Source organism: Micromonospora parva (genome assembly GCF_040649675.1).
Classification (GTDB): Bacteria; Actinomycetota; Actinomycetes; order Mycobacteriales; family Micromonosporaceae; genus Micromonospora; species Micromonospora parva.
Window position 1 is genome coordinate 245,657 of the sequence record NZ_JBEZFX010000003.1, and the last position, 25,682, is coordinate 271,338.

The 25,682-nt window shown below is 71.3% G+C and carries 24 protein-coding genes and 2 pseudogenes; 16 read left to right on the forward strand and 10 right to left on the reverse strand.

The window, feature by feature from the left end; all coding sequences use genetic code 11:
- Positions 1 to 127 precede the first annotated feature (127 nt).
- Positions 128 to 1,402: an MDR family MFS transporter gene (locus AB0C03_RS09620; RefSeq protein ID WP_030329690.1), complete on the forward strand. Its 1,275-nt coding sequence runs from the start codon at positions 128 to 130 to the stop codon at positions 1,400 to 1,402.
- A 74-nt stretch (positions 1,403 to 1,476) separates the two neighbouring features.
- Positions 1,477 to 2,772: an MFS transporter gene (locus tag AB0C03_RS09625; RefSeq protein WP_030329689.1), complete on the forward strand. Its 1,296-nt coding sequence runs from the start codon at positions 1,477 to 1,479 to the stop codon at positions 2,770 to 2,772.
- A gap of 364 nt (positions 2,773 to 3,136) precedes the next feature.
- On the opposite strand, the pseudogene AB0C03_RS32300 reads toward AB0C03_RS09625, so the two are convergent.
- The 4 genes and pseudogenes from AB0C03_RS32300 to mshA all read right to left on the reverse strand — a co-directional run.
- Positions 3,137 to 3,532: pseudogene (locus tag AB0C03_RS32300) on the reverse strand (hypothetical protein); the annotation flags it as partial.
- A 519-nt stretch (positions 3,533 to 4,051) separates the two neighbouring features.
- Positions 4,052 to 4,333: pseudogene (locus AB0C03_RS32305) on the reverse strand (hypothetical protein); the annotation flags it as partial.
- Between the two features lie 273 nt (positions 4,334 to 4,606).
- Positions 4,607 to 5,122, reverse strand: coding sequence for a type III secretion system chaperone family protein (locus AB0C03_RS09635; protein WP_030329687.1), 516 nt, complete (start codon positions 5,120 to 5,122; stop codon positions 4,607 to 4,609).
- Positions 5,123 to 5,180: 58 nt separating this feature from the next.
- Positions 5,181 to 6,545: a D-inositol-3-phosphate glycosyltransferase gene (gene mshA / locus AB0C03_RS09640; protein WP_357635804.1), complete on the reverse strand. Its 1,365-nt coding sequence runs from the start codon at positions 6,543 to 6,545 to the stop codon at positions 5,181 to 5,183.
- 206 nt (positions 6,546 to 6,751) lie between these two features.
- Here mshA and AB0C03_RS09645 point away from each other — a divergent pair, with 206 nt between their 5' ends.
- Positions 6,752 to 7,519, forward strand: coding sequence for an SDR family oxidoreductase (locus AB0C03_RS09645; RefSeq protein ID WP_210862890.1), 768 nt, complete (start codon positions 6,752 to 6,754; stop codon positions 7,517 to 7,519).
- Positions 7,520 to 7,644: 125 nt separating this feature from the next.
- Entirely contained in the window at positions 7,645 to 8,433 is a 789-nt protein-coding gene (locus tag AB0C03_RS09650; RefSeq protein ID WP_210864809.1) for a class I SAM-dependent methyltransferase, read from the forward strand.
- Between the two features lie 146 nt (positions 8,434 to 8,579).
- On the opposite strand, the gene AB0C03_RS09655 is transcribed toward AB0C03_RS09650, so the two are convergent.
- On the reverse strand, positions 8,580 to 9,617 hold the full coding sequence (locus tag AB0C03_RS09655; RefSeq protein ID WP_245233501.1) for a UDP-N-acetylmuramate dehydrogenase: 1,038 nt from the start codon (positions 9,615 to 9,617) through the stop codon (positions 8,580 to 8,582).
- 114 nt (positions 9,618 to 9,731) lie between these two features.
- Here AB0C03_RS09655 and AB0C03_RS09660 point away from each other — a divergent pair, with 114 nt between their 5' ends.
- The 8 genes from AB0C03_RS09660 to AB0C03_RS09695 all read left to right on the forward strand — a co-directional run bounded on the left by AB0C03_RS09660 (position 9,732) and on the right by AB0C03_RS09695 (position 17,783).
- Positions 9,732 to 10,490, forward strand: a complete 759-nt coding sequence (locus AB0C03_RS09660) for a maleylpyruvate isomerase family mycothiol-dependent enzyme (RefSeq protein WP_285796882.1) — start codon at positions 9,732 to 9,734, stop codon at positions 10,488 to 10,490.
- 185 nt (positions 10,491 to 10,675) lie between these two features.
- Positions 10,676 to 11,980 carry an ABC transporter substrate-binding protein gene (locus AB0C03_RS09665; RefSeq protein ID WP_030327734.1) on the forward strand — a complete coding sequence of 435 codons (1,305 nt, stop codon included), beginning with the start codon at positions 10,676 to 10,678 and terminating at the stop codon, positions 11,978 to 11,980.
- A 69-nt stretch (positions 11,981 to 12,049) separates the two neighbouring features.
- Positions 12,050 to 13,048: a carbohydrate ABC transporter permease gene (locus AB0C03_RS09670; RefSeq protein WP_030327735.1), complete on the forward strand. Its 999-nt coding sequence runs from the start codon at positions 12,050 to 12,052 to the stop codon at positions 13,046 to 13,048.
- On the forward strand, positions 13,045 to 13,878 hold the full coding sequence (locus tag AB0C03_RS09675) for a carbohydrate ABC transporter permease (protein ID WP_030327736.1): 834 nt from the start codon (positions 13,045 to 13,047) through the stop codon (positions 13,876 to 13,878). Before AB0C03_RS09670 ends, AB0C03_RS09675 begins: the two co-directional genes overlap by 4 nt.
- Entirely contained in the window at positions 13,875 to 15,287 is a 1,413-nt protein-coding gene (locus AB0C03_RS09680; RefSeq protein WP_357635811.1) for a GH1 family beta-glucosidase, read from the forward strand. The genes AB0C03_RS09675 and AB0C03_RS09680 overlap by 4 nt, the downstream gene beginning before the upstream one ends.
- Positions 15,288 to 15,306: 19 nt before the next feature.
- Positions 15,307 to 16,314 carry a LacI family DNA-binding transcriptional regulator gene (locus tag AB0C03_RS09685; protein WP_030327738.1) on the forward strand — a complete coding sequence of 336 codons (1,008 nt, stop codon included), beginning with the start codon at positions 15,307 to 15,309 and terminating at the stop codon, positions 16,312 to 16,314.
- A gap of 157 nt (positions 16,315 to 16,471) precedes the next feature.
- A complete protein-coding gene (locus AB0C03_RS09690) occupies positions 16,472 to 16,885 on the forward strand; it encodes a RidA family protein (RefSeq protein ID WP_030327739.1) in 414 nt (137 codons plus the stop codon).
- Position 16,886: 1 nt separating this feature from the next.
- Positions 16,887 to 17,783 (forward strand): GNAT family N-acetyltransferase, encoded by an 897-nt coding sequence (locus tag AB0C03_RS09695; RefSeq protein WP_357635816.1) that lies wholly within the window; start codon positions 16,887 to 16,889, stop codon positions 17,781 to 17,783.
- A gap of 16 nt (positions 17,784 to 17,799) precedes the next feature.
- Here AB0C03_RS09695 and AB0C03_RS09700 read toward each other — a convergent pair whose 3' ends face one another.
- The 5 genes from AB0C03_RS09700 to AB0C03_RS09720 all read right to left on the reverse strand — a co-directional run bounded on the left by AB0C03_RS09700 (position 17,800) and on the right by AB0C03_RS09720 (position 21,888).
- On the reverse strand, positions 17,800 to 18,384 hold the full coding sequence (locus tag AB0C03_RS09700) for a TetR/AcrR family transcriptional regulator (RefSeq protein ID WP_030327741.1): 585 nt from the start codon (positions 18,382 to 18,384) through the stop codon (positions 17,800 to 17,802).
- A 65-nt stretch (positions 18,385 to 18,449) separates the two neighbouring features.
- Positions 18,450 to 19,181, reverse strand: a complete 732-nt coding sequence (locus tag AB0C03_RS09705) for an ABC transporter ATP-binding protein (RefSeq protein WP_357635819.1) — start codon at positions 19,179 to 19,181, stop codon at positions 18,450 to 18,452.
- A complete protein-coding gene (locus AB0C03_RS09710) occupies positions 19,178 to 20,308 on the reverse strand; it encodes an ABC transporter permease (RefSeq protein WP_357635822.1) in 1,131 nt (376 codons plus the stop codon). Before AB0C03_RS09710 ends, AB0C03_RS09705 begins: the two co-directional genes overlap by 4 nt.
- 232 nt (positions 20,309 to 20,540) lie before the next feature.
- Complete coding sequence (locus AB0C03_RS09715) at positions 20,541 to 21,056, reverse strand: O-acetyl-ADP-ribose deacetylase (RefSeq protein ID WP_030327744.1); 516 nt, start codon at positions 21,054 to 21,056, stop codon at positions 20,541 to 20,543.
- 1 nt (position 21,057) lies between these two features.
- Positions 21,058 to 21,888, reverse strand: coding sequence for an EI24 domain-containing protein (locus AB0C03_RS09720; protein WP_051708107.1), 831 nt, complete (start codon positions 21,886 to 21,888; stop codon positions 21,058 to 21,060).
- A 198-nt stretch (positions 21,889 to 22,086) separates the two neighbouring features.
- Between AB0C03_RS09720 and AB0C03_RS09725 the strand changes: the two genes are divergently transcribed.
- The 4 genes from AB0C03_RS09725 to AB0C03_RS09740 are packed head-to-tail and all read left to right on the forward strand — an operon-like array spanning position 22,087 to position 25,660.
- Positions 22,087 to 22,995 carry an ABC transporter ATP-binding protein gene (locus AB0C03_RS09725; RefSeq protein WP_030327746.1) on the forward strand — a complete coding sequence of 303 codons (909 nt, stop codon included), beginning with the start codon at positions 22,087 to 22,089 and terminating at the stop codon, positions 22,993 to 22,995.
- A gap of 12 nt (positions 22,996 to 23,007) precedes the next feature.
- Positions 23,008 to 23,742 (forward strand): ABC transporter permease, encoded by a 735-nt coding sequence (locus tag AB0C03_RS09730; RefSeq protein ID WP_030327747.1) that lies wholly within the window; start codon positions 23,008 to 23,010, stop codon positions 23,740 to 23,742.
- 11 nt (positions 23,743 to 23,753) lie between these two features.
- Complete coding sequence (locus tag AB0C03_RS09735) at positions 23,754 to 25,022, forward strand: sensor histidine kinase (RefSeq protein WP_030327748.1); 1,269 nt, start codon at positions 23,754 to 23,756, stop codon at positions 25,020 to 25,022.
- Complete coding sequence (locus AB0C03_RS09740; protein ID WP_030327749.1) at positions 25,019 to 25,660, forward strand: response regulator; 642 nt, start codon at positions 25,019 to 25,021, stop codon at positions 25,658 to 25,660. Before AB0C03_RS09735 ends, AB0C03_RS09740 begins: the two co-directional genes overlap by 4 nt.
- Positions 25,661 to 25,682 lie beyond the last annotated feature (22 nt).

Here is a 25,682-nt window from a genome sequence, read left to right on the forward strand (position 1 = left end):
CGGGGACACGCGGGCAGCCGTCGTGACGACCACCACGTGAAAAAGCGGGTGACCAGCAGATCCGCCCGCCACTAGGGTTGTAAGGCGCAACAGTCACATCGGTCATTACTTGCAAGCGGGGCGCCATATGCGGACGATGCGGAGTTGGTTCCGGGACACCACCGGCGGCCTACCGACCACCTTCTGGTACCTGTGGTCGGGCACCCTGATCAACCGGCTCGGCTCGTTCGTCCTCGTCTTCCTCGCGATCTACCTGACCCAGGAACGTGGCTTCTCGGCCTCCCAGGCCGGGCTGGTGATCGGCCTCTGGGGCGTCGGTGGGGCGTTCGGCACCACCGCCGGCGGCACCCTCGCGGACCGGTGGGGCCGCCGACCGACGCTGCTCACCGCGCACGTGGGCGCGGCGGCCATGATGCTCGCGCTCGGACTGGCCCGGGACCTCTGGGCGGTGGCGCTGGGCGCGCTGCTGCTCGGCATGTTCGCCGAGGCGGCCCGGCCCGCGTTCGGGGCGATGATGATCGACGTGGTGCCGGCGAAGGACCGACTGCGCGCCTTCTCGCTCAACTACTGGGCGATCAACCTGGGCTTCGCCTGCGCCGCCGTCCTCGCCGGTCTCGCCGCGCAGGCCAACTACCTGTTGCTGTTCGTGGTCGACGCGGCCACCATGCTGATCACCGCGCTGATCATCTTCAGCAAGGTGCCGGAGACCCGCCAGGTCGGCCCCGCCACCGCCACGAGGGCCGCCCCGCGCGGTGCCCTGCGCACGATTCTCACCGACCGGGTCTACCTCGGCTTCGTGGCGCTCAACCTGTTCGCCGCGCTGGTGTTCCTCCAGCACATCTCGATGCTGCCGATCGCGATGGGCGACGACGGTCTGAGCCCGGCCACCTACGGCTCGGTGATCGCGCTCAACGGCATCCTCATCGTGGTCGGCCAACTCTTCGTACCCCGACTGATCCGGGGTCGGAGCCGCTCGCACGTGCTCGCGCTGGCCTCGGTGGTGATGGGTGTGGGGTTCGGGCTGACCGCCTTCGCCGGCACCCCCTGGTTCTACGGGCTGACAGTGCTGATCTGGACGGTCGGCGAGATGCTGAACTCGCCCTCCAACTCCACGCTGATCGCCGAACTCTCCCCGGCCGAGCTACGCGGGCGCTACCAGGGCGTGTTCTCCCTCTCGTGGCAGATCGCCGGGGCCAGCGCGCCGATCCTCGGTGGCCTGGTCCGCGAGCATGCCGGCAACGACACGCTCTGGTACGGCTGCGCCGCGCTCGGCCTCCTGACCGCTGTCGCCCACCTGGTGTCGGGCCCGGCCCGGGAGCGGCGGGCAACCGCGCTGCGCCGTTCCGGCGAGGCACTGGCGCCGGCCACCGCGACCCGGGCGCCGCAGCCCGCCGAGGCTTAACGGCTGGCGCGTCGGGGCCGGACTTCCTACTGTGCAGTGGAAACAGTTAACAGTCTGAACTGTCGGGAGGTCTGGTGCACGCCCTGCGGCGCTGGTGGGACGACACCGCAGGCGGGCTCCCCGCCACCTTCTGGTACCTCTGGGCCGGCCTGCTGATCAACCGGGCCGGCGCGTTCGCCATGCTGTTCCTGTCGCTCTACCTCACCGACGTACGCGGCGCGAGCGAAGGTCTGGCCGGCACCGTGGTCGGCGCGTACGGGGCCGGTGGGGCGGCCGGCGTCCTGTTCGGCGGGGTGCTCGCCGACCGCTGGGGACGCCGGGCAACCCTGCTCGCCGCGCACCTGGCCACTGTCGGTCTGATGGTGGCGCTCGCCTTCACCCGGCCACTGCTGCTGATCGCTGTGCTCTCCGCGCTGATCGGCGTGGTCCACTCGATGCCCAGCCCCGCGTTCGTCGCCGCTATCGTCGACGTGGTGCCCGCCGAGCGCCGCTCGCGCGCGTTCAACCTCCAGTTCTGGGCGTTCAACCTGGGCATGGCGGTCGCCTCGCTGCTCGCCGGCATCCTGGCCGAGGCGAGCTTCACGGCGCTGTTCCTGGTCGACGCGGGTGCCACCCTCACCGCCGCCGCCGTGATCGCCTGGAAGGTGCCGGAAACCCTGCGACTGGCCCAGCCGGTGGCCGGCCTTCCGCCCGCCACCCGCGCGGCACCGAGGTCCGTCCGGGTCCGTCGACCGGGACTGCACACCGCGCTCACCGACCGCACCTTCCTGGTCTTCGTCGGGCTCACCTTCGTGCTGGCCGTACTCACCATGCAGACGTCGACGATCATGCCGCTGGCGATGCGCGCGGACGGCCTGGGGCCATCGGCGTACGGGCTGGTGGTGGCGCTCGGCGGCGCGCTGATCGTGGTCGGGCAACTGTTCGTGCCCCGACTGATCGACCGGCACCGCAAGGACGTCGTGCTGGCCGCCTCCACCGCGCTGCTCGCGCTCGGCTTCGGGGCGCTCGCCATCGCCGACGAACTGGCCATTTACCTGGGTGCCGCGGTGATCTGGACGGTCGGTTCGATGCTCGCCGCCCCGCCCAACGCGCAGATCAACGCCGACCTGGCACCACCACAGCTACGGGCGCGCTACCAGTCGGTCTTCTACCTGACCTTCCCGGCCGCGGCGTTCGTCGCGCCCACCCTCGGCGGGGTGAGCCTTCAGCACCTCGGCGACCGGCACTGGCTGATCGTGGGTGGACTGGGCCTGCTGGCAGCGCTCGGGCACCTGCTCGCCGGACCACCCCGGGAACGGCACGTGGCCGCCCTGCGCCGGGTCACCGACCCGGAACCGAAGAACGCCGCAGACCGCGTACCGACCGGATAACGACGCAAAGCGCCCACCACGTCCCTGAGGTCGTGGTGGGCGCCCGCCGGCGGGGCCGGCGGCGGCGGGCAACACTCACCCCCGTAAGCATCGCCCGCTCACGCCGCCGGTCCAAACAGGTGGGAACCGTCCCCCAACGGTTATTCCACCCGTCCCCTCGCGCCTCGTCTGGTGCGCGGATCTGATCGATCCGCCGCTCCCCCGAACGTTTCCAAACGTGGCGCGGTGCAATAAAGCTAGTTCGCCCGGATTCTGGATTCAACCCAGAACGGCTGTCTCGCCGGTCACAACTGGCGAGTATCCGCTGCTCCGGCCTCGTCCGTTGGCAACAGCCGGTTACCCGCCGGCCATTCCCGCAAACACCTCAACCGTCTTCCCGATCGGGTGACTCGGTCCGGAAGAAGTTGCTCTGCCGGCCGTCTCGCAACTGTTCCTGATAAATCAGGTTCAGCCGCCGCAGGTCAAAGGTGTAGAACCACTCATCCCAGGTGATCTCGCGGATCCGGCTGCTTTCCCGGTATCCGGGAATGTTGAAGGTCAACACCCCCGCCCGACCATCCCGCTCCGTGCCGGCGATGGTCGCCGGCTTCGCCCCGCGGTCCCGCGCCCAGCGCTTGATCACCTCGTGGTTCGCCGTGATCAGACTCCGCCCCGGCCGCTCCGGCCGGTCCATGGTCGACGAGATCACCTGCGAACTGCGGACCGACCGACCCGTACCCCGTCCGGTCCGAATCCCGCCGGCCGCCGTGCCGCCACCGGTCGACTGCGTGAACGTGCGCTTGGCCGCCGTGCTCCTGGCCGGCGCCGTGCGCTTGGCCGCCGTGCTCTTGGCCGCTGCCGTGCGCTTGGTCGCGCTCTTGGCCGGCGCCGCACGCTTCGCCGCCGCGCTCTTGGCCGGCGCCGCACGCTTCGCCGCCGGCCGCGCCGGTGCCTTTTTCGCCGGCGCCTTCCGCGCGGGCGCCGTACGCGCCGTCGCTGTCTTACGGGCCGCCGTGGTCTTCCGCGCTGCCGCGGTCTTGCGTGCCGCCGCGGTCTTACGGGCGGCGGTCGTCCTGCTCGCGGTCGCGGTCTTACGCGCGGCCGTCGACGTCGCCGCCGTCGTCGTCTTCCTCGCGGTCGCCTTCTTCGCCGGTGCCCTCTTCGCGGCCGCCGTCGACTTCCGCGCGGCGGTCGCCTTCGTTGCGGCGGCCCGCTTCGCGGGCGCGCTCTTGTTCGCCGGCGCGGCCTTCGCCCGGCTCGATGCCGGCCTGGCCGCCGACTTCTTGGTGGTGGCGGCGCGACCGGCAGACGCCCGGGTGCCGGTGGCCCGGCCCGACGGGCCGGTGCTGCTCCGACCCGCGCCGGCGCGCATCGAGCGCACCAGCTGTTTCACCAGGTCGGGCTTGCGCAGTGCGGAGATCCCGGAGACCCCGCGTTTGCGCAGCTGCCCGCGGATGTCGTCCACCCGCATCCGGGAGATCTCCGACTCGGAGACTCCTGGCGTATCCGGCGTCTGGTTGCCGGCCTGTCGCTTTGTCCTGGTCGCAGTCGCGCCGCGACCTGAGCTGTTCCGCTGAGCCATGGGACGCTCCGCTCCTTGGCACTCCGTCATCGGCGCGCGGGGGTCCCTTGCCGCACCGCGCGGTGCGGCATACCCGTCAGGAGCACTCCGAACCACCGACAGTCCGCCATGATCGTGCTCGATCCAGGATCGAGTGGCATCGCCACGTCAACGACACCACTACTTCCTGGTTCCAGCACGATCTTGCAGGGGTGCCCGCCGGGCGCAGCGCGGGCGGCGCGGGGCGCGCCGGGCGTGGGGCGCGCGGGCGCCCGGGGCACGCGGGCGCCCGGGTCAGGTTGGGTCGGGGCCGGCGCCGGAGGGCTCGAAGAGGTGCGCGAAGGCGGCCAGGTTGGCTGTCGACTCGCCCCGCTTGACCCGCCACTCGTACTCGCGCCGGATCGAACTGCCGAAGCCGATCTCCAGCATCGTGTCGAACGACTCGTCGGCGTACGTGAGGACAGCGCCGAGCAGCCGATCCAACTCGTCGGCGTCCACGCCGGCCGGGTTGACCCGACCGGTCAGGTACACGTCGCCGACCGCGTCGGTGGAAAAGGAGACGCCGTACATCCGGGCGTTGCGCTGCAACAGCCAGGCCCACAACTCCTCGCGGCGCTCGTCCGGCTGACGCATCACGAACGCCTCGATCCGCAGCGCGTGCTCGCCGACGATCAGGTTGCAGACCGTCTTGAGCTTGTGGGTGCCCGGCAGCGTCACCGCGTACGAGTTGGGGCCGGTCGACTCCCAGGCCAGGTCACGCTCGGCACAGACCGACTCGATCAGGGTCGCAAGATCGCTCTTCGGGCTCACCGGACCCACTCTACGACCGACCCGGCCCGCGCACCGGGTGGCGAGCGACGCCCCCCGGTCACCAGGAGCAGGAGAGCGCCGGGTCGCATGCCAGGTCGGCGGCGAGCCGGGCACGGTGCGCGGCGATCGCCTCGCCGTAGACCCCGAGCAGACCCGCGACCGTACGGTCCCAGGAGAAATGCCGGGCGTGCTGCTCGGCACCTCGGGCCAGCACCGACCGGAGGGCCCGGTTCGGCAGCAGGCTGCCCAGCGCACGCGCCCAGTCGACGGGGTCGTGCCCGTCGATCAGCACCCCGCTGACCTGGTCCCGTACGGCGGTGACCAGCCCGCCGACGGCGGCGGCCAGCACCGGCGTACCGCAGGCCTGCGCCTCCAGGGCGACCAGCCCGAACGATTCGTTGTGCGACGGGACCGCGACCAGATCCGCCGCCCGGTACAGGGCGGGAAGGTCGTCGCCGGTGAGCGGTGGCAGGAACCGCACCCCGTCGGTGACCCCCAGCTTGGCTGTCAACTCGATCAGGGCGGTCGGCCGGTCCAGCCCACTGCCGCTGGGCCCACCACAGATCACCACTGTCACCTGGTCGGCCACTGCCGGATCGCGCTCCCGCAGGGCAGCCACCGCGCGGATCAACACGTCGGGGGCCTTGAGCGGCTGGATCCGGCCGACGAAGGCGACCACGTACCCGTCGACCGGGAGCCCCAGCCGACGACGGGCCTTGCGGGCGGCCGCGGACCGATCGCCCGACGCGGGCCGGAACCTGTGCAGGTCGACGCCCGGTTGCACGACGGCAACCCGGGTCGGGTCGGCGTCGTAGCGGTCGAGCAGGTCGCTGGCCTCGACCCGGGTGTTGGCGACCAGCCGGTCGGCCTCGGCGACGACCTGCTCCTCGCCGATGACCCGGGCCTTCGGCTCTGGGCGGTCACCGGCCGCGAGCTGGGCGTTCTTGACCTTGGCGAGCGTGTGCGCGGTGTGCACCAGCGGCACACCCCAACGCTCCTTGGCCAGCCAGCCGACCTGGCCGGAGAGCCAGTAGTGCGAGTGGATCAGGTCGTAGTGGCCGGGCGGGCGGGATGCCTCCGCGCGCAGCACACCGGCGGTGAAGGCGCAGAGCTGACCGGGCAACTCCTCCTTGGTGAGCCCTTCCAGGGGGCCGGAGGTGATGTGCCGGACCTGCACCCCGGGTGCCATCTCGACCACCGGGGGGAGGTCACCGGAGGTGGCCCGGGTGAAGATCTCCACCTCCACGTTGGCCTCGGCGAGACGCCGGGCGACTTCGAGGATGTAGACGTTCATGCCGCCGGCGTCACCCGTGCCGGGTTGGTGCAGGGGCGAGGTGTGTACCGACAGGGTGGCGATGCGGCGAGGCCGGGGCCACGGCTGGGCACCTCGCTGACGCCCGACACCGGTGTGCATTTCCGCCACATCCGCTCCTTCGTCACGGTTGATGCCGTCTCGCACGACCGGCGCTTCTCGGTCAACCTGTACGCCCGGTGCCATCTTCCCCATCGGCCTCCGGAAATTCCCGGGCGCGGCCCCCCGGGGTGACGGACCTCATCACGCGGACGCCCGCCGATGCCTGCCGCACGCCCGGTCGGGGCCGGTGGCACGCCCACTGTGACAATGTCGGGATGACCTCAGTCGCCATCGTCACGGGAGCGTCCAGCGGGATCGGCGCGGCCACCGCCCGCCGGCTCGCCGCCGAGGGATTCCACGTGCTCGCCGCCGCCCGCCGCGCCGAACGGCTCACCGACCTGGTCGCCGAGATCACCGCCGCCGGCGGGCAGGCCACCGCGGTGACCTGCGACGTCACCTCGGACGAGTCGGTGGCCCGGCTGGCCGAGGCCGCCGCGCAGGCACCCGGGCCGGTCACCCTCCTGGTCAACAACGCTGGCGGGGCGCGCGGGCTGGACCCGGTGGAGTCCGGCTCGGTCGCCGACTGGCAGTGGATGTACGACGTGAACGTGCTCGGCACCCTGCGGGTCACCCAGGCGCTGCTGCCGGCGCTGGAAGCCTCCGGTTCCGGCACCATCGTGGTGGTCTCGTCCACCGCCGGCCTGACCGTGTACGAGGGCGGGGGCGGCTACACCGCCGCGAAGCACGCGCAGACCGCGATCGCCGGCACGCTCCGCCTGGAGCTGTGTGGCCGGCCGCTGCGGGTCATCGAGATCGACCCGGGCATGGTGAAGACCGACGAGTTCGGGCTGGTCCGCTTCGAGGGCGACGCGGAACGGGCAGCCGCCGTCTACGCCGGGGTGCCGGGGCCACTGGTCGCCGAGGACGTCGCCGACTGCATCGCCTGGTGCGCCACCCGCCCCGAGCACGTCAACGTCGACCGGCTGGTGGTCCGGCCACGGGCGCAGGCCGCCCAGCACAAGGTGCACCGAGTGGGCCAGTGAAGCGCGAGGAGTGAGCCGGGTTTGCGAGCCCCGCAGCCGCGAACGGAGACCACGCAGTGAAGCGCGAGGAGTGAGCCGGGTTTGCGAGCCCGCAGCGGCGAACGGAGATTGGCCCTGAGGTCGACATGAGCCCTACAGCGCGGCGGCGACCGGTCGGGGTGGTCACGCGCGGCACGACGAACCCTAACCGGCTCCGCCGGGTGGACAACTGGATCGTCGCCACCTGCGCCGACCGGCTGCTGGCGGCGGACGACCCGCTGGTGGTCGACCTCGGTTACGGCGCCACCCCGGTGACCGCCGTGGAGCTGCGCGCTCGGCTGGCGGCCGGGGTGCGCCCGGACGTGCGGCTGGTCGGGTTGGAGATCGACGCGGCCCGGGTGGCAGCCGCGGCACCGGCCGCCGATCCACCCGGGCTGACGTTCGCCCGGGGCGGTTTCGAGCTGGCCGGGCTCCGGCCGGTGCTGGTCCGCGCGTTCAACGTGCTGCGACAGTACGACGAGAGCGAGGTGGCCGAAGCCTGGCGGACGATGACCGCCGCGCTCGCCCCCGGTGGAGTGCTCGTCGAGGGCACGTGTGACGAGTTGGGGCGGCTCGCCAGCTGGCTGCTGATCGACGCCGACGGCCCACGGTCGCTGACCCTGGCCGCGAAGCTCACCACGCTGGGCAGCCCCGCCGAGCTGGCCGAGCGGCTGCCCAAGGCGTTGATCCACCGCAACGTGCCCGGTGAGCCGGTGCACGCGCTGATCCGCGCCCTGGACGACGCCTGGCAGGCCGCCGCTCCGTACGCCACCTTCGGCCCCCGCCAACGCTGGCTGCGAGCGGTGACCCGCCTGCGGGAAACGGGCTGGCCCGTCCTCGACAGCAGCACCCGCTGGCGTCAGGGCGAGCTGACCCTCCCCTGGCCCCTCCCCTAGCCCTCACCCCCGCCCCACCCCGCCACCCGCCGATCTTGCACTTTTGGTTGGCGATTTGCCCTTCGGCATCCTTAATGTCGCCGCAGAAACTGCAAGATCGCGGGGCGGGGGCGGGGGCGGGGGTGGGGTGGGGTGGGGTGGGGTGGTCAGAGGGTGCAGTTGATGAGGACGGGTTCGGGGTGCAGGGTCACGCCGAAGCGGGCGTGCACCTGGTCGCGGATGGTGGCCGCGAGGGCGAGCAGGTCGCTGGTGTGGGCGGTGCCGCTGCGATTGGTCAGCGCCAGGGTGTGCTTGCTGGAGATGGCCACTCCACCCTCGCCCGGGTGGCCCTTGGCGAAGCCGGCCTTGTCGATCAGCCAGGCGGCGCTCACCTTCACCAGGCCGTCCGCGCCGGGCCAGGCGGGCGGGTCGCCCAGCTCGGTGGCGCGTTCCACCAGTTGGTCGTACGTCGCCCGGTCGAGCACCGGGTTGGTGAAGAAGGAGCCGACCGAGCGGGTGTCCGGATCGTTGGCGTCGAGCACCATCCCCTTGCCCGCGCGCAGCCGCAGCACCGTGGCTCGGGCGTCCGCCAGCGGCACCTGGTCGCCCACCTCGACGCCGAGCGCTCTGGCCAGTTCCGCGTAGCGCACCGGCCCGGACAGTGGGGACCTGGTGAGCCGGAAGTCGACTGAGAGCACCACCCAGCGGTCCACGTACTTGAAGATGCTGCCCCGGTAGGCGAAGCCGCAGTCGGCGGCGGGGATGACCTGGCGGGTGCCCTGGATCCGGTCGTACACCTCGACGCCGGTGATCGTCTCGGCGACCTCCTGGCCGTACGCGCCGACGTTCTGGATCGGGGTGGCGCCGGTCGATCCGGGGATGCCGGAGAGGCACTCCAGACCGGACCAGCCGTTGGCGACAGTGGTGGCCACCAGGTCGTCCCACGGCTCGCCGGCGTCGACCCGTACGGTGACCGAGGTGGCGTCCTCCGCGATGACCCGCACGCCACGGGAGCGCACCAGGACGACGGTGCCGGGGAAGCCGGCGTCGCCGATCACCACGTTGCTGCCGCCGGCGAGGATCAGGACCGGCTCTGCCGCGGTCCGCACCGCGCGGACGATCTCGTCGGCGCTGCCGGCGGCCACGATCCGCGCGGCCGGTCCACCCGTTCGCAGGGTGGTGTAGCCGGCGAGTGGACCGGGGATGGCACGATCGGCGTCGGTTGTCGGCTGGGCGGAGGCGTCTGGCACGCCCTTCACCTTAGGCTGACAATTAGCCGTGGCACCCACTGGTCGCCCGGCACCCCCGGGAGGATGGCGATGAGCAGACTGCAGGGCAGCAAGGATTTCTGGATCGGAGCGCTCCGGACGGAGGGTCCGGCTTTCGCCGCAGCGGTGGCCGAGGCGCCGCCGGAGACACCGGTGCTGTCCTGTCCGGGCTGGACGGTGAACGACCTGACCCTGCACATGGCCGGCATCTACCAGTGGGTTTCGTCGTTCGCCGGCACCGGCCAGACCAGCCAGCCGCCTCGGCGGGAGAAGCTCGAGGCCGACCCGGGCGTGGACGCGCTCCAGTTGTGGCAGCAGGGTTACGACCGGGTGATGACCCTCTTCGACGGGCTCGACCCGGAGGCACCGGCGTGGAACTGGGCGCCACAGCCGAAGAAGGCCGGTTTCTGGCCGCGTCGAATGGCGCACGAGACGGCTGTGCACCGCTGGGACGCGCAGCTCGCCATCGCGGCCGGTGACCCGGTGGAGGCGAAGCTCGCCGCCGACGGGGTGAGCGAGGTGCTGGACACCTGGCTCCCGGCGGGCCGGCGGCAGGTGCCGGGTGACTGGCACGGGGTGGTGCAGCTCTGCGCGACGGACGCGGCCCAGGAGTGGTATCTGCGGCTGCGCGGCGAGGGGGTGGCACTGCTCGACACCGCGACCATCTTCGACCACGACGATCACCACGCTCGTGCCCAGGTCAGCGGCACCGCGAGCGATCTGCTGCTGGCGTTGTGGGGGCGGGTGAGTTTCGAGACGCTTGATGTCGTCGGCGACCGCACCCTGTTGGACGGTCTGCGCACCGGCTGACCGACCGGTCACGAACGAGGGCGTCACCCCATCCGGGGTGGCGCCCTCGTCGGCGTGTGGGGCCGACCTCGCGACCTCGTGAGAGCGCTCTCTTGACAGCGGGTCAGCGACCTACCACAGTGTCGTGAGAGCGCTCTCTGAATTCATCTGCCACCACTCGCCCGCCCTGAGAGAGGTCGAAACCCATGGCTGTCTTCCCGCGCCGCCGCCTCGCCGCGGTGGCCCTCGCCGCCACCACCGCCCTGCTCGTCACCGCTGGCTGCGGCGGCGGCGACGAGCAGGGCGACGGGCCGATCACCTTGACCGTCGACGTCTTCGGCCAGTTCGGCTACGAGCAGCTCTACCAGGAGTACATGGCCGCGAACCCCAACGTGAAGATCGTCGAGCGGGGCACCGGCACCAACCTCGACGAGTACTCGCCGAAGCTGACCCAGTGGCTCGCCGCCGGCCGGGGCGCCGGCGACGTGGTGGCCATCGAGGAGGGTCTGCTGGTCGAGTACAAGGCCAACCCCGGCAACTTCGTCAACCTGCTGGACCACGGCGCCGCCGACCTCAAGGGCAACTTCCTCGAGTGGAAGTGGAACGCCGGCCTGACCGCCGACGGCAAGCAGCTCATCGGCCTCGGCACCGACGTCGGCGGCATCGCCATGTGCTACCGCAAGGACCTCTTCGAGAAGGCCGGCCTGCCCACCGAGCGGGACGCGGTCTCCAAGCTCTGGCCCACCTGGCCGGACTACATCGCCACCGGCGAGAAGTTCGTCGCGGCCAAGACCGGGGCGTCCTTCCTCGACGCGGCCACCAACACCTTCAACACCATCCTGTTGCAGACCGCTGGAAACACGACCGGTTACAGCTACTACGACACCAGCGACAAGCTGGTCGTCGACAGCAACCCGTCGGTACGGCAGGCCTGGGACACCACGATGGACATCATCGACTCGGGCCTCTCCGGAAAGTACGGATCGTGGTCCGAGGAGTGGGTCTCCGCGTTCAAGCAGTCGAAGTTCGCCACGATCGCCTGCCCCGCCTGGATGACCGGCGTCATCGAGGCCAACGCCGGCACCGGCGCCCAGGGCAAGTGGGACATCGCCCAGGTGCCCGGCAACGGTGGCAACTGGGGTGGGTCGCACCTCGCCGTGCCGAAGCAGAGCAAGCACCAGGCCGAGGCGATCGAGCTGGCCAAGTTCCTCACCAGCGCCAAGGGTCAGATCGGCGCGTTCAAGGCGAAGGGTCCGCTGCCGTCCTCGCCGCAGGCGCTCGACGACCCGGCGATCACCGGCGCGAAGAACGCGTACTTCTCCGACGCGCCCGTCGGCACCATCTTCGGCAGCGGCGCGAAGAGCCTGAAGCCGGTCTACATGGGCCCGAAGAACCAGGCCGTCCGGACCGAGGTGGAGAACGCCGTACGGACCGTGGAGTTGGGCCAGCGCAGCCCGGCGCAGGGCTGGACCGACGCGGTGACCAACGCGAAGAAGGCCGCCGCCAAGTAGCCCAACCAGCGTGCGGGCGGGCTTCGGCGACCGGAGTCCCGCCCGCACGGCGGAAAGGAGTTTCCGGGCATGACAGTCCAGCTCGACGCCCGCCCACCGGTCGCACCGGCGGCCGGCACCCCCCGCCGCTCCTCGGGTCGGCTCAGCCGACTCGACACCCGGTTCTCGCCGTACCTCTACATCGCCCCGTTCTTCCTGATCTTCGCGATCTTCGGGGCCTACCCGCTGGCGTACACCTTCTGGGTCTCGCTGCACGACTGGGACCTGCTCGGTGCCGACCACCCCTTCATCGGGGCGGAGAACTACACCCGGCTGCTGGCCGACCCGGACTTCTGGCACGCGCTGGTCAACACGCTCGGAATCTTCGTCATCTCGACCGTCCCGCAGTTGCTCGCCGCGCTCTGGCTGGCCAACCTGCTCAACCGCGGCCTGCGGGCCCGCACCGGCTGGCGGATGGCGGTGCTCGTCCCCAACGTGACCTCCACGGCCGCGGTGGCGATCGTGTTCGGGGTCCTCTTCGGCCGCGAGTTCGGGATGGTCAACTGGCTGCTCGACCTGGTGGGGCTGGACGCGATCGAGTGGAAGTCCAACCGGTTCGCCTCCTGGGTGGCCATCTCCGCCATGGTCGACTGGCGGTGGACCGGCTACAACGCGCTGATTCTGCTGGCCGCGATGCAGGCCATCCCCCGCGACCTGTACGAGGCCGCGGCGATCGACGGCGCCAGCCGGGTCCGACAGTTCTGGTCGGTCACCGTGCCACTGCTCAAGCCCACGATCATCTTCTGCACCATCATCGCCACCATCGGCGGCCTGCAGCTCTTCACCGAGCCCCGGATGTTCCACTCCGGCACCAACCCGATCCGCGGCGGACCGCTGCGGGAGTCGCAGACCCTGACCATGTACATGTTCGAGAACGCCTTCGCCCCGCACTACAACTTCGGGTACGGCTCGGCAGTGGCCTGGTTGCTCTTCGCGCTCATCGCGATCGTGGCTCTGGTCAACGTGCTGATCCTGCGCCGGATCGGCGGCCGGTCGGGGCCCGACGGACGAAAGGGAGCGGCCCGATGAGCCGGCTCTGGCGGGCCAGCCCGCTCACCTACCTGGCCCTGGTCGTCGCGGCCGGCCTGTCGATCTTTCCGATCTGGTGGATGCTCGTCGTCGCCAGCCGTTCCAACGACGCGATGGGCCAGCTGCCGCCCCCGATCACCCCCGGCGGCAACCTGGGCGCGAACATCGCCCGACTGTTCGACAACACCGACGCGTACTTCGCGACCGGCCTGATCAACTCGGTGATCGTCGCCAGCACGGTGACCGTCTCCGTGGTGTTCTTCTCCAGCCTGGCCGGGTTCGCCTTCGCCAAGCTGCGGTTCCGGGGCCGCAACGCCCTGCTGCTGGTGATCATCGCGACCATGATGGTGCCGACCCAGCTCGGCCTGATCCCGCTCTACCTGCTGATGAGCAAGCTGCAGTGGAACGACCGGCTGCCGGCGGTCATCGTGCCGGTGCTGGTCACCGGGTTCGGGGTGTTCATGATGCGGCAGTACGCCGGCCAGGCCATCAGCGACGAACTGATCGAGGCCGCCCGGATGGACGGCTGCGGCACCGCCCGGATCTGGTGGCACGTGGTGGTTCCCGCGTTGCGTCCGGCCGCCGCCGTGCTCGGCCTGCTCACGTTCATGACCACCTGGAACGACTTCCTGTGGCCGTACGCTGTGCTGAACGATCCGGCGAATCCGACAGTGCAACTGTCCCTACGAGCCCTGTCGGACGGGTACTACCAGGACATGTCGCAGGTGTTCACCGGAACTGCCATCGCGACGCTGCCCCTGCTGCTGGTCTTCGTGTTGTTCGGCCGGCAGATCATCGGCGGGATCATGGAAGGTGCGGTCAAGGCGTGAGCGAGCACAGCGAGCAACCCAACAGGCACGGCAACGAGATCCGGTTCCCGGAGAACTTCCTCTGGGGGACGGCCACCGCCGCGTACCAGATCGAGGGCGCCGCCCGCGACGACGGCCGCGGTCCGTCCATCTGGGACACCTTCAGCCGTACGCCGGGCAAGGTGTACCAGGGCCACACCGGCGACGTCGCCTGCGACCACTACCACCGGTACGCCGACGATGTGGCGCTGATGGCCGAGCTGGGCCTGCGGGCGTACCGGTTCTCGGTCGCCTGGCCCCGGATCCAGCCCGACGGCACCGGCCCCGCCAATCCCCGTGGGCTGGACTTCTACGACCGGCTCACCGACACGCTGCTCGATCGGGGAATCGACCCGATCGTCACCCTCTACCACTGGGACCTGCCGCAGGCCCTTGAGGACCGGGGTGGCTGGACCAACCGGGACACCGCCGAGCACTTCGCCACCTACGCCACGGCGGTGTACGCCCGCCTCGGTGACCGGATCGACGTGTGGACCACGCTCAACGAGCCGTGGTGCTCGGCCTACCTCGGTTACGGCAACGGCGTGCACGCTCCGGGTGAGCGGAACGCGGCGGCGGCCTTCACCGCCGTACACCATCTGCTGCTCGGGCACGGCCTGGCGGCGCGGGCGTTGCGGGCAGCCGGCGCGCGCAGCGTGGGCATCACCGTCAACCCGGCCGACGTGCGCCCGGCGGACCCGCAGAGCGCTGCCGACGCCGCGGCGGTCCGCCTGGTGGACGGCCTGCACAACCGGATCTTCCTGGACCCGCTGCTGGCCGGCGGTTACCCGGACGACGTCCGCGAGCACGTGGCCCGGATCGTCGAGCCGACGTTCATCCGCGACGGTGACGAGAAGCTGATCGCCGCCCCGATCGACCTGCTCGGCATCAACTACTACGCCCCGGGTTACGTGGCCGGGCGGCCCGACGGGGCCGGCAACGACGCGTACCCGGGCACCGAGGGCGCTGTGCACTTCCTGCCACCGGCCGGCCCGCTCACCGACATGGGTTGGATGATCGAGCCGGCGGGTCTCACCCGGCTGCTGGAGCGGCTCGCCGCCGACTACCCCGGGGTGCCGCTGCTGATCACCGAGAACGGTGCGGCGTTCCCCGACAAACCCGGCACCGACTCGCCCGACGGCCCGGCGCAGGTGATCGACGCCGATCGCATCGCCTACCTCGACGGGCACCTGCGCGCGGCGCACGAGGCGATCTCCCGGGGCGTGGACCTGCGCGGTTATCTCGTATGGTCATTCCTGGACAACTTCGAGTGGGCGGAGGGTTACCGCAAGCGGTTCGGGATCGTGCACGTCGACTACCTGACCCAGCGGCGCACACCGAAGGCCAGCGCCCGGTGGTACCAGGAGGTGATCTCCCGGAACGGGCTGTGACGAGCGGGGGGAAGGCGCGATGACGACGGCGCAGCGGCCGACGCTCGAGGCGGTGGCGGCGCGGGCCGGGGTGTCCCGCGCCACCGTCTCGCGGGTGGTCAACGGCTCCACCACCGTCGCCGAGCCGATCCGCGAGGCGGTCACCCGGGCGGTCGCCGAGTTGGGGTACGTCCCCAACCTGGCCGCCCGCAGCCTGGTGACCCAACGCACCGACTCGGTCGCCCTGGTCATGCCGGAGGCCGCCACCCGGGTCTTCTCCGACGACCAGGTCTTCCCCGGCATCATCAGGGGCGTCAGTCAGGAGCTGGAGGCGGCCGACAAGCAACTGGTGCTGATGCTCGCCGGCTCGCCGGCCGGGCACCAACGGGTCGAGCGGTACACCACCGGCCGGCACGTCGACGGTGTGCTCTTCGCGTCGCTGCACGGTGCCGACCCGTTGCCCGGCACACTGGCCCGGCTCGGCATCCCGGTGGTGGTCAGCGGCCGGCCCCTCGGCGACGTGCCCGTCCCGTACGTCGACGTCGACCACGTGGCCGGGGTGACAGCAGCCGTCCGATACATGATCGACAGCGGTCGCCGACGGATCGCGACCATCGCCGGCCCACAGGACATGGTCGCCGGGATCGAACGGCTCAGTGGCTACCGCAGCACTGTCGCCGACGCGGGGCTGCCCGAGTTGGTCGCCATCGGTGACTTCACCCGGGAGTCCGGTTCGGCGGCGATGCGGCACCTGCTCACCGAGCATCCCGACCTGGACGGCGTCTTCGCCGCCTCCGACCTGATGGCGCACGCCGCCCTGCGGACGCTGCGCGAGGCCGGTCGGCGGGTGCCCGAGGACGTGGCGGTGGTCGGCTTCGACGACATCGAGACCGCCGCGTACACCGAGCCGCCGCTGACCACCGTCCGGCAGCCGATCGTGGAACTCGGCCGCCGGATGACCCGCCAACTGCTCCGGCTCGCCGCCGGGGAGACCATCGAGCCGGCGGTCATGCTCCCCACCGAGCTGATCCGCCGCGCCTCCGCCTGACCCCGCCCTCCGCGCGGCAAGATCCGCGCAACTTCAGGGAAACAGTCCCCTCAGGACGCGCCGAGGCCACTGTTTCCGTGACGTTGTCGCCTCCGGCGGAGGTGGGTCGCGTCGTTATTGCGTCGCCCGGGTCGGCGATCGTGGTTAGCCTCGCGGCATGCCGCAACCTCTCGCGCTGTTGCACGTCCCCGCTCTCTCCGACGTCGCCGAGTACGCCTACGCGGCCACCGTCGACGCACCCGCCCGACTGGTGTTCACCGCCGGGGCGTGCCCGCTGGACGCCGAGGGGCGCACTGTCGCGCCGGGCGATCACGCGGCGCAGGCCCGGCAGGTGATGACGAACCTGACGACCGCTCTCGACGCGGCCGGCGCGCGGCTGACCGACGTCGTGAAGACCACCGTCTACGTGGCGTCGTCGCAGCAGAAGGACCTGGTCACCGTCTGGGAGGTGGTGCGGGACTTCTTCGGCGACCACGATCCGCCCAGCACCCTGCTCGGGGTGGCGGTGCTCGGCTACACCGACCAGCTCGTCGAGGTCGAGGCCGTCGCCGCCGTCCGGACGGGGGCCTGACATGCGGATCCGGGTGGCGCGGCCCGACGACGCGCCGGGCGTGGTGGCGCTACGGGCGACGGTCTACCCGTACCTGGTGCGCGGGGTCGAGTCGACCCGCAAGATGATCGCCGAACCGCCGCCCGAGGAGGCCTGGACCGCCTTCGTTGCCGAGGTCGACAACCAGGTGGTCGGCTGGGTGTCCGCCGAACGCATCGGTACGACGTCGATGGCGAACGTCGGCGGCATCAACCTGCTGCACGTACACCCGGAACATCGGCGACGCGGCATCGGCGGCGGGCTGCTGACAGCCGCTACCGACTACCTCCGCCCGCTGGGAATCCGCCGGGTGCGTGCCACCGCACAACCGGAGGCGCTGCCGTTCGCCCGTCGGCACGGCTACGAGCCCAGCCGCGAGGTGCGCTACTCGGCGCTCGATCTGGACCAGGTGCCCGCGCTGCCCGCGCCACCGTCGGGCGTACGGCTGCACCCGATCGCCGAGGTGGACCCGCACCTGCTGTACGCGGCGGACGTGGCCTCGGCCGTCGACGAGCCGGGCGACCTGCCGGTCGACAGCAAGAGCTACCAGAGCTGGCAGTACGACGTCTGGGACAACCTCGGCCTGGACAAGACGGCCAGCGTCGCCGCCGAGGTCGACGGCGAGATCGTCGCGTTCAGTCTGGTGAAGCGGGACGGGGACCGGATGTGGTCGGACTACACCGGCAGCATCCCGGCGTACCGGGGGCTCGGGCTGGCCCGACTGGCCAAGACGGCCGCCCTGCACCGGGCTGCCGCGACCGGCGTACGCGTCGCGTACACCTCGAACGACGAGGCGAACGCACCGATGCTGGCGATCAACGCCCGGCTCGGCTACCGCCCGGTGGCGTCCCAGTGGACCTGCCTCGCGGAGCTGACCTGACCGGCGGGCCGGAGCCTCAGGGGCGGTCGCGGTCGAGGTACGGGCTGAGGAGTTCGCGGGCGAGGCTGGTCGCCGTGTCCAGCGCGAGCCCTCCCTCGATCATCCGACTCAGCGCGTAGACGATCGACTGCACCAGTTCGGCCACCCGGACCGGGTCCGAGGAGCCATGGTCGGTCAGGGCGGCGCGCAGCGGGGCTTCCAGGCGGTCGTGCATGAGTCGGCTGGAGCTGGCGAGTGCCTCGCTGCTGCCGGCTGACGCGAGCGCGCGGGCCAGCGCGTGGTCGCCTCGGGCAACCAGTTGCAGGTTGGAATCCACGTACGCCTGGATCTTCTGCCCGGGTGTGCCGGCCGCCTCCATGCGCTTCTCGACATAGGCCGACCAGCGGGGGAACGTGTCGGTGACGAGGGCGTCGAACATGTCGGCGCGGGACTTGAAGTACGAATAGACGCTGGAGCGGGCCAGGCCGGCGTGCTGGGCGACCTCGGCCAGGCCAGGGATCTGCTCGGGGTGTTCCGACAGCAGGGTGCGGGCCGCGTCGAGCAGCGCCGCGCGTTGGGATGCCCGGTGCTCGGCGACGGTCGCGGCCTGGATCTTCGGCACGCCACCCCCCTTGTTCCGGACGAGCGTGACCTACCTGGTCCTGCGCCCGCACCCTACCGTCGTGGTCAGCTGCTGGTCGCGAGCTTGCCGTCGACCATCTCGTAAACGGTGTCACAGTACTGCAGCACATCGTGGTCGTGAGTGACCATGACCACCGCGACCGACCGCTGCCGGGCCTCGTGGGCCAGCAGTCGCACGATCTCGTGGCTGCGTGCCCGGTCCAACGCCGCCGTCGGTTCGTCGACCAACAGCACGCTGGGCTCGGTGACCAGTGCCCGGGCGATCCCGACGCGCTGGCGCTCACCGCCCGACAGCTGGTGGGGGCGCCGGTCGGACTTGTCCGCCATGCCGACGTCCGCGAGCAGTTCCAGCGGGTCACGGCCGGACCGCTGCGACCTCGACCCGAGCCGCAGGGGCAGCCGCACCTGGTCGGCGGCGGTCAACGCCGGCAGCAGGTTGCCGGACTGGAACACGAACCCCACGTGCTGGCGGCGCAGCTCCGTCCGGGTCCGGCGACTCGGCACTGTCATGTCCTGACCGGCCACGGTGACGGTGCCCTGGTCGGGTCGGGCCAGGCCGCCGGCGACGGCGAGCAGGCTGGACTTGCCCGCACCGGACGGACCCACGACCGCGGCGAGTTCGCCGGGTCGCACCGTCAGGTCGACGTTGTCGAGCGCCTGCACGGTCTCGGCGGCGTTGCCGTGCCGCAGGGACACCCCACGCATCACCAGCCCGAGCCGGTCGGACGCGTCGTCGGCGGGTGCGGTCGAAGCGGTCGGAGCGGGACGGCTGCTCATCGGTTTCCTCCCAGAGCGGTGGCCGGATCGACAGAGGTGATGCGGATGACCGCCGCGCCGGCTCCCACCAGGCCGAGGACGACGAGGCCGACCCCGGCGGCGGAGATGCTCGGCATGCTCAACGCGAACGGGATGCCGCTGCCGGTGATCAGGGCGCCGAGCGCGAGGCCGACCCCCACGCCGATGGCCACAGCCGCCGCCAACAGGACGAACGCCTGCGTCAGCGCGTCGCGCAGCACCCAGCCGGTCGAGGCGCCCAGGGCCCGCAGGACGGCCACCTCGGGCTTGCGCTGGATCGCCCACACCGCGAAGAACGCTCCGGCGACCAGCGCGGAGATCGCGTACAGGAACCCCTGGATCAGTTGCAGGGTCGTCGTCTCGGCGGTGTATCCCGGCGAGGCGCCGTAGGACTCCTTCAGGGTCAGGCTCTCGGTGCCGGCCGCGGTGTCCCCCGCCGCCAGGTCGAGGGACTTCCCGTCGGCCGCGCGCACCGCCACCGCCGTGATCTCCGTTGCGGCGCGCTGCGGCAGCGCCGTGCCGGGGGCGGTGCCGGACTTGATGGCCTGCCACGCCGCCAGCGGCACGTACGCCACGTCCACGTGCCCGAAGGTGTCCTGCTGCTCGGTGACGCCGACGACCCGCAGCCGGGTGCCCAGCCGGTCGATGGTGACGACGTCGCCCATCTGCAGGCCCGCGTCCAGCGCCGTGGGGCTCACCACGATGCCGTCCTCGGTGCCCAGCCGGTCACCCTGGCTGACCGGGGGCGACAGGAACGAGTCGGGCTGGACGCCGAACAGCGCCAGGTCGACCTCGGTTCCCCGATCGGTGCGCGTGTTCACGAGCGTGTTGCCGAACGGCGTCGCGTCGGCGACGCCCGGCTGGTCGGCCCACTCGTCCACCGCCGTCATGTCCACCACGCTGCGGGAGAACGCGGAGTCGCGCTGCACGTCCTGCGCGAAGGCGAAGGACGTGACCGGCAGGTTCTGCAGCCCGGACACACCGTCGCGGACCAGCCCGACCGACAGCCCGGACAGCATCACCATCAGCACGGCGATCAGCGCGATCACCGCGCCCATCAGAGCGAACCGCAACCGGGCGAAGTTGAGTTCACGAATCGCGAGGAACATCAGCGCGCGCCCTCGTAAATTGTCGACATCATGTCGGCATGTTATCAACAGCGTGTCGGCAAATATCACACCGCAGCTGTCGACCCCACCACACCGCAGCCTGCGGAAGTGGCCCCACCACGGACGCCATCCAGGCCCGCATCGATCAGGCGGGAACCGCCCGACGTGGGTGATCAGGCGACGGCCGCCCGACTGGTGGTGATCAGGCAGCGACGGCCGCCCGACGTGGTGCTCAGGCGGCGTCGAGGACGCGGCGGGCCACGGCGTGGGTGTCCGCCCCGAACAGCACCAGGCGGGCCTCGGCGACGGTGGCGGGGGTGGCCGTGCGCAGCACCGACAGGGCCTGACGGACCGCGTCGTCGACCGGCCAGCCGTAGATGCCAGCGGAGATCAACGGGAAGGCGAGCGTCACCGCGCCCAGCTCGTCGGCCACCCGCAGGCTGTTGGCGTAGCAGTCCCGCAGCAGCGCCGAGCGGTCCTCGTCGGCCGACCAGACCGGCCCGACGGTGTGGATGACCCAGCGGGCCGGCAGCTCACCGGCCGTCGTCGCCACGGCCTGTCCCGTGGGCAGACCCCGGCCGTAGCGGGACGCCCGCAGGGCCCGGCACTCGGCCAGGATCGCCGGGCCGCCACGGCGGTGGATGGCACCGTCGACCCCGCCGCCGCCGAGCAGGGACGAGTTCGCGGCGTTCACGACGGCGTCCACCCGCTGTGCGGTGATGTCCCCCTCGACCAGGACGATCTCCACGTCAGCGCTCCCCGACCGGCCGACCGGTGGCCGATGCGGCCAGCGGGCCGTCGATCGGTTGGCCGAGCGAACGGCGGGCCAGCAACGCCGCGCCGGCCACTGCCGCCGGCATGACCAGCACGGCACCGAGCGGGATCAAGAAGCAGAGGAACACCGCCACCCCGAACCCGAGGGCGGTGGGACGGTCGGCCTTCAGGATCGCCCGACGCTGCGGCAGCCGCATTCCCCGGCGGTAGAACGGCGCCCCGACAAGCTCCACGGCGAGGAACCAGCCGCCCACCGCCGCCCCGATCACCGGGACGACCGTCTGGCCGACCACCGGGATGAAACCGGCGAGGAAGAGGGGGATGCCGACCAGCGCGGTGAGCGCCACCAGGCGTACCGAGTCGGCGACGCTGCGGCGCAGCGACGACCAGAACGGCACGTCCACCGCACCCGGTGTGCCGCCGTAGCGCTGCTCGACATGCTCGGAGATCTTCTCGTAGAACGGGTCTCCGATGACCAGGGTGACAGCGGTGAAGGTGAGCACTGCCAGCAGACCACCGACCCCGAGGAAGGCCAGTCCGGCGATCACCCGGACCAGGCTGCGGGCGGTGCTCGACCAGTCGTCGGCGAACGGTGTGACGAGCGCGGCGAGGTCGTCCACGAAGTACACGAGGGTGGCGAACGCCGCCACGAAGAGCGCGCCGGAGATCAGGGCCGGCACGACGCCGAGCAGCATCAGACCGGGGCTACGAACGTAGAGGCCCAGGCCACGCAGGAGCAGGCCGGCCCCGGCGAGGAAACGTCCGGCGGCCCCGGTAACCGGGCTGGCGACTCTGCTGACATCCACGATCGAGCAGCCTAACGAGCGGCCGTCGAATCCGCCGGGTGCAGCACTAGCAACGACGCCCGCGTCGCACATCAACCGGTTGACGGATGGATGTGGTCAACCGGGGTCGCCGGTGATCATCGCCGACCGGTCGATTCGCCGCCGGGCCACCCCGACAACCCTTGAGGGGTACGGGAAAAGCGGCGAAAGGGCGGCGAGATGCCGGTCATCGAGGTGACCAGACTGCACAAGCGATACGGCGATCTGGTGGCGGTGGACGAGGTGTCGTTCGCTGTGGAGGCGGGTGAGATCTTCGGTGTCCTCGGCCCGAACGGCGCGGGCAAGACCACCACCGTGGAGTGTGTCGCCGGGCTGCGCGTTCCCGACGGGGGCGGGGTGTCGGTCCTCGGGCTCGACCCCCGCCGGGACGCGGCCCAGCTACGCCAGCGGGTCGGTGTGCAACTTCAGGAGAGCCAACTGCCGGACCAGCTCCGGGTGGCCGAGGCCCTGGAGATGTACGCGTCGTTCTATCGCGATCCGGCCGACCCGGCCGAGCTGATCGAGAGGCTGGGTCTCGGCGCGAAGCGGAACACCGCGTACAAGAAGCTCTCCGGTGGTCAGAAGCAGCGACTCTCCATCGCGCTGGCGCTGGTCGGCAACCCGGAGATCGCGATCCTCGACGAGCTGACCACCGGGCTGGACCCTCAGGCTCGGCGGGACACCTGGAGCCTCATCGAGCAGGTGCGTAGCAGCGGAGTGACGATCGTGCTGGTCACGCACTTCATGGAGGAGGCCGAACGGCTCTGTGACCGGATCGCGGTGATCGACAAGGGCCGGGTGGTAGCGCTGGACACCCCGGCGGGCCTGGTGTCGTCGGTGGCTCCCGAGCAGCGGATCCGGTTCCGGCCCTCCGCTCCGATCGACGACCGGCTCCTCACCGACCTGCCCGAGGTCTCCGCGGTGCAGCGCACCGGCAGCCAGGTGGTGGTGACCGGCACCGGTGACCTGCTGCACGCGGTCACCTCGGTGCTCGCCCGCAACCAGATCGTCGCCGCCGACCTGCGGCTGGAACAGTCCACCCTCGACGACGCGTTCGTCGAGCTGACCGGGCACCGGCCCGTCGCCTGAGGGAGAACCGACATGCACGCCTTCGGGCAGATCCTGAAGATCGAGACACGACTCTTCCTGCGGGACTTCGGCTCGCCGCTGACCACCGTCGTCCTACCGGTCGCGCTGCTGGTGGTGTTCGGGCTGGTCCCGGCGGCACGGCAGCCGGAGGTCCAGTTCGGTGACCTGTCCTTCATCCAGTACTTCGCACCCTCACTGCTGGTGATCACGCTCGCCATGTCGGCTGTCAACATCCTGCCCACGGTGCTGGCCACCTACCGGGAACGTGGGGTGCTGCGCCGGCTGGCCACCACCCCGGCCAGCCCTGCCGCGCTGTTGGCCGCCCAACTGCTCATCTCCCTCGCCACCATCCTGGTCAGCGCCGTGCTGCTCATCGCGGTGGGCCGGTTGGCGTTCGACGTGCCGTTGCCCCGGCATCCGTTGGGCTTCACACTGGCCCTCCTCCTCGGCACGGCGGCCCTGCTGGCACTCGGCCTGCTCGTGGCGGCGGTGGCGCGGACGGCGAAGTCGGCGCAGGCGATGGCCGTGCCACTGTTCATGGCCGTCATGTTCTTCGGTGGCGTCTACGTGCCCCGGTTCATCCTGCCGGACTTCCTGGTCCGGATCGGCGACTACACGCCACCCGGGGTCCAGGCGCTGCTCGACTCGTGGACCGGGGCATCGCCACACCTGTCGCACCTCGGGATAATGGCGGTGGTCGCCATGGCGGCCGGCGCCGGCGCGGCAAAACTGTTCCGCTGGGAGTGATCGGGGATTCGATGGCCAGCAGCGGCGAGCACGACCGTCTGACCAGGTGGCGCAAGAACGAGGCGACCCTCTATCGCGTGGTTCCCTACGGCGGGCTGGCCTTGGGCACCCTGCTGGCCATCGTCGCACCGGCACCCCATCATCTCGGCGCGCTGCCCACCCTCGCCATCGCCGTGGCAGCCGGATGCTGGGTCGCCTGGTTCGTCACAGTGCACCCCGGCTGGCAGAGCCGGCGCGGGCTGATGGCGGTCTACTACGCCGGGTTGCTCACCTTCGGCGCCGCACTGGTAGCCGCCAGTCCGTGGTACGGCTTCTTCGCCTGGATCGGTTACATCCACGCCTTTCCGGTCCTGCCCAGGCGCTGGCGGATCGCCGGGGTGACAGCCACCGCCGCCATCATCGCCACCTCTCAGGGCGGTGGCCTGGTGATAGCGATGTCGCACTGGCCGCTCTGGCTGCTGCTGGTGCTCTTCAACCTGATCGTGGCCGGCTCGGTGAGCTGGTTCGCCATCATCGCCGAACAGGAGGACGCCAAACGCCGACGACTGATGGCGGAACTCGGCGAAGCCAACCGGCAACTCACCGAGACGGTCCGGGAGAACGCCGGGCTGCACGCCCAACTGCTCATCCAGGCACGGGAGGCCGGCGTGCTGGACGAGCGCCAACGGATGGCGCGGGAGATCCACGACACCCTCGCCCAGGGGTTGGCCGGCATCATCACCCAACTGGAGGCGGCCGAGCAGACCCGCGACCGGTCCGCCGACTGGCGCCGGCACGTCGACAACGGGCTCGCGCTGGCCCGGGAGAGCCTCACCGAGGCCCGCCGCTCGGTGCGGGCGGTCCGCCCGGAATCGCTGGAGACGGCCCGGCTGCCAGACGCCCTGGTCGAGCTGGGCGGGCGCTGGTCGGACCTGCACGGGATACGGGCCGAGGTCGCCACCACCGGTACGCCCCGTCCACTGCACCCGGAGATCGAGGTGACCCTGCTGCGGGCCGCCCAGGAGGCGCTGGCCAACGTGGCCCGGCACGCCGCCGCCTCACGGGTCGGGCTGACCCTGTCGTACATGGCCGACGTGGTGACCCTGGACGTGCGCGACGACGGGGCCGGCTTCGAGGTCACCGACCAACCGACGTCCCGGGAGCCGACTGGCGGGTACGGGCTGACCGTCATGCGGCAACGGGTCACCCGGGTCGGCGGCGAGTTGGCGGTCGAGTCCGAACCGGGCGGCGGCACCGCCATCTCGGCGTCCGTTCCCGCGCTACCCGGAGGTGCCGGGTGACCACCTCGATCCGGCTGCTGATCGTCGACGACCATCCGGTGGTACGGGACGGCCTGCGGGGAATGTTCACCGGCGACCCCGATTTCGAGGTGGTCGGCGAGGCCGCGGACGGCTCGGAGGCGTTGGCACTGGTCGCGACGCTGCTACCGGACGTGGTGCTGATGGACCTGCGGATGCCCGGGATGGACGGGGTGACCGCCATCGGTCGCCTGACCCGCGCCGGCAGCACCGCCCGGGTGCTGGTGCTCACCACCTACGACACGGACGCGGACGTGCTGCCGGCGATCGAGGCCGGTGCCACCGGCTACCTGCTCAAGGACACGCCTCGCGAGGAACTGGTTCGCGCGGTACGGGCCGCCGCCCGGGGTGATTCGGTGCTCGCGCCGAGCGTCGCCGGCCGGCTGATGGGCCGGCTGCGCGCGCCGGTGGAGGAGCCGCTGAGCCAGCGTGAGCTGGAGGTGCTCACGATGGTGGCGCGCGGTGCCTCCAACCGGGAGGCTGCGGCTCGCCTGTTCATCAGCGAGGCCACCGTCAAGACCCACCTGCTGCACGTGTACGCCAAGCTCGGGGTCAACGACCGGGCCGCCGCGGTGGCCACCGCGTACGACAGGGGGTTGCTGACCCCCGGCGGGCGGTGAGCGGGGCCGGGCAGGATGGGCG

What these genes read in the sequence shown, in the direction of transcription:
- AB0C03_RS09620 (WP_030329690.1), top strand. Translation starts at nt 128, where the DNA reads ATGCGGACGATGCGGAGTTGGTTCCGGGACACCACCGGCGGCCTACCG.
- AB0C03_RS09645 (WP_210862890.1), top strand. Translation starts at nt 6,752, where the DNA reads ATGACCTCAGTCGCCATCGTCACGGGAGCGTCCAGCGGGATCGGCGCG.
- AB0C03_RS09650 (WP_210864809.1), top strand. Translation starts at nt 7,645, where the DNA reads ATGAGCCCTACAGCGCGGCGGCGACCGGTCGGGGTGGTCACGCGCGGC.
- AB0C03_RS09660 (WP_285796882.1), top strand. Translation starts at nt 9,732, where the DNA reads ATGAGCAGACTGCAGGGCAGCAAGGATTTCTGGATCGGAGCGCTCCGG.
- AB0C03_RS09665 (WP_030327734.1), top strand. Translation starts at nt 10,676, where the DNA reads ATGGCTGTCTTCCCGCGCCGCCGCCTCGCCGCGGTGGCCCTCGCCGCC.
- AB0C03_RS09670 (WP_030327735.1), top strand. Translation starts at nt 12,050, where the DNA reads ATGACAGTCCAGCTCGACGCCCGCCCACCGGTCGCACCGGCGGCCGGC.
- AB0C03_RS09675 (WP_030327736.1), top strand. Translation starts at nt 13,045, where the DNA reads ATGAGCCGGCTCTGGCGGGCCAGCCCGCTCACCTACCTGGCCCTGGTC.
- AB0C03_RS09685 (WP_030327738.1), top strand. Translation starts at nt 15,307, where the DNA reads ATGACGACGGCGCAGCGGCCGACGCTCGAGGCGGTGGCGGCGCGGGCC.
- AB0C03_RS09690 (WP_030327739.1), top strand. Translation starts at nt 16,472, where the DNA reads ATGCCGCAACCTCTCGCGCTGTTGCACGTCCCCGCTCTCTCCGACGTC.
- AB0C03_RS09695 (WP_357635816.1), top strand. Translation starts at nt 16,887, where the DNA reads ATGCGGATCCGGGTGGCGCGGCCCGACGACGCGCCGGGCGTGGTGGCG.
- AB0C03_RS09705 (WP_357635819.1), bottom strand. Translation starts at nt 19,181, where the DNA reads ATGAGCAGCCGTCCCGCTCCGACCGCTTCGACCGCACCCGCCGACGAC.
- AB0C03_RS09710 (WP_357635822.1), bottom strand. Translation starts at nt 20,308, where the DNA reads ATGTTCCTCGCGATTCGTGAACTCAACTTCGCCCGGTTGCGGTTCGCT.
- AB0C03_RS09725 (WP_030327746.1), top strand. Translation starts at nt 22,087, where the DNA reads ATGCCGGTCATCGAGGTGACCAGACTGCACAAGCGATACGGCGATCTG.
- AB0C03_RS09730 (WP_030327747.1), top strand. Translation starts at nt 23,008, where the DNA reads ATGCACGCCTTCGGGCAGATCCTGAAGATCGAGACACGACTCTTCCTG.
- AB0C03_RS09735 (WP_030327748.1), top strand. Translation starts at nt 23,754, where the DNA reads ATGGCCAGCAGCGGCGAGCACGACCGTCTGACCAGGTGGCGCAAGAAC.